3 protein-coding genes and 1 pseudogene are annotated in these 2,288 nt (G+C 62.6%); all 4 read left to right on the top strand.

Annotation, left to right across the window (positions count from 1 at the left end):
- The coding region (gene rplT, locus EN879_RS32560; protein ID WP_127274543.1) for a 50S ribosomal protein L20 at positions 1-317 on the top strand (317 nt) is incomplete at its 5' end.
- A 153-nt stretch (positions 318-470) separates the two neighbouring features.
- Positions 471-1,568 (top strand): phenylalanine--tRNA ligase subunit alpha, encoded by a 1,098-nt coding sequence (gene pheS / locus EN879_RS32565; protein WP_127274544.1) that lies wholly within the window; start codon positions 471-473, stop codon positions 1,566-1,568.
- Positions 1,565-1,987 carry a GFA family protein gene (locus EN879_RS32570; RefSeq protein WP_013528308.1) on the top strand — a complete coding sequence of 141 codons (423 nt, stop codon included), beginning with the start codon at positions 1,565-1,567 and terminating at the stop codon, positions 1,985-1,987. The genes pheS and EN879_RS32570 overlap by 4 nt, the downstream gene beginning before the upstream one ends.
- A pseudogene (locus EN879_RS32575) lies at positions 1,984-2,288 on the top strand (phenylalanine--tRNA ligase subunit beta); the annotation flags it as partial. The gene EN879_RS32570 and the pseudogene EN879_RS32575, both read left to right, overlap by 4 nt.

The raw sequence follows: 2,288 nt of genomic DNA on the forward strand, positions 1-2,288 counted from the left end.
AGAACACCATCCGCATCGCCAAGCAGGCGGTGGAAAAGTCGCTGCAATACGCTTACCGCGACCGCAAGAACCGCAAGCGCTCCTTCCGCGCGCTGTGGATCCAGCGCATCAACGCCGCGACCCACGAGCATGGCCTGACCTATGGCCGCTTCATCGACGGCCTCAACAAGTCGGGCATCGAGATCGATCGCAAGATCCTGTCGGACATGGCCATCCACGAGCCGCAGGCTTTCGCGGCCCTGGTCGCCAAGGCCAAGGTGGCGCTCGAATATCTGAAGAACACCACGCCGAACGCTTTTGAAAGCGCTGTCGCCTAAGACCAGCGCTTCCCAAGCATTCGCAATTCTGATTTGGGGAACCCGCGCTGGCACGGCTGGCGCGGGTTTTTCTTTTGCCTGATCCTTGGAGTGATTTCACTTTAGGAGTGACTTTCACTTTGAGGCCGACCTCCCAACGCAGCGAGTTTGACCGTGAACGACGCAACCACTGGCCTGGATACGCTTGAAAACTCACTTCTGGCCGAGATCGCCTCGGCCGCCGATGAGCCGGCCATCGAGGCCGTGCGCATCGCTGCTTTCGGTAAGAAGGGCAGCGTGTCCGAGATGCTGAAGACACTTGGCGCCATGACCGCCGAGGAGCGCCAGATCAAAGGCCCGGCCATCAACGGCCTCAAGAACCGCGTCACCGACGCGCTGACTGCCCGCAAGGCTGAGCTCAAGGATGTGGCGATCACCGCCCGCCTCGCCGCCGAAAGGGTCGACGTGACGTTGCCGGTGCGGCAGTCGCCGGCCGAGCGCGGCCGTATCCATCCGATCAGCCAAGTCATCGACGAGATTGCCGCGATCTTCGGCGATCTCGGTTTCTCCATCGCGGAAGGTCCCGATATCGAGACCGACTATTACAATTTCACCGCGCTGAATTTTCCCGAAGGCCACCCGGCGCGCGAGATGCACGACACCTTCTTCTTCCAGCCGGACGAGAAGGGCGAGCGCAAGCTTTTGCGCACGCACACTTCGCCGGTGCAGATCCGCACCATGGAAACGAAGAAGCCGCCGATCCGCATCGTCATTCCTGGCAAGACGTACCGGCAGGATTCGGACGCCACCCACTCGCCGATGTTCCATCAGGTCGAGGGGCTGGTGATCGACAAGACAGCCAACGTCGCCAACATGAAGTGGGTGCTGGAGGAGTTCTGCAAGGCCTTCTTCGAGGTGCCGCAGGTTAAGATGCGCTTCCGGCCGTCCTTCTTCCCGTTCACCGAGCCAAGCCTCGAGGTGGACATCCAGTGCGATCGCTCGCGGCCCGGCGAGGTGCGCTTCGGCGAAGGCTCCGACTGGATGGAGATCCTCGGCTGCGGCATGGTGCATCCCAATGTGCTGCGCCATGGCGGTCTCGATCCGGACGAATATCAGGGCTTTGCCTGGGGCATGGGCATAGACCGCATCGCCATGCTGAAATACGGCATGCCGGACCTGCGCGCCTTCTTCGATGCAGACGTGCGCTGGCTGTCGCACTACGGCTTCCGGCCGCTCGACATGCCGACTTTGTTCGGAGGCCTGAGCGCATGACAGCGCCCTATGCCGGCGGCTGCCGCTGCGGCGCCGTGCGGTTCGAGGCCTCTGCCGAACCGCATCACGTCAGCTACTGCCATTGCGGCGATTGCCGGCGGGCCAGCGGCGCGCCGGTGTCGGCCTTTGTCGGCTTCCTGGTCGATCAGGTCGCGTTCACCGGCAAGGCGCTGAAGATGTATGAGAACGGCCCGGTGACGCGCTCTTTCTGCGGCACCTGCGGCTCACCCATCGCCTATGTCGACGAGCGGCTGGAAGAAGACATCTACTTCATGCTCGGCGCCATGGACATGCCGGCCGATTTCCAGCCGACGCTGCATGCCTATATCGGCGAGCAGCTTGCCTTCCTGCATATGTCCGACGACCTGCCGAGACATCTGAAATCAAGCGTCAAAAGACCAGACGGAACAGTCCCATGAAATTCACCCTCTCCTGGCTCAAGGACCACCTCGAGACCGACGCCACGCTCGACGAGATCGTCGAGCGGCTGACTTCGATCGGTCTCGAAGTCGAGCATGTCGACGACAAGTCGAGCCTGAAACCATTCGTCATCGCCAGGGTGCTGACGGCGGTTCAGCATCCCGATGCCGACCGGCTGCGCGTGCTGACCGTCGACACCGGCGACGGCAAGCCTCCGGTGCAGGTCGTTTGCGGCGCGCCAAACGCTCGCGCGGGCCTGATCGGCGCCTTTGCCGCGCCCGGCACCTATGTGCCCGGCAT

This window comes from Mesorhizobium sp. M7A.F.Ca.AU.002.02.1.1 (genome assembly GCF_003998535.1).
In the GTDB taxonomy this organism is placed as follows: Bacteria; Pseudomonadota; Alphaproteobacteria; order Rhizobiales; family Rhizobiaceae; genus Mesorhizobium; species Mesorhizobium ciceri.

Coding starts and splice junctions, on each gene's coding strand:
- EN879_RS32570 (WP_013528308.1), top strand. CDS start 1,565: ATGACAGCGCCCTATGCCGGCGGCTGCCGCTGCGGCGCCGTGCGGTTC.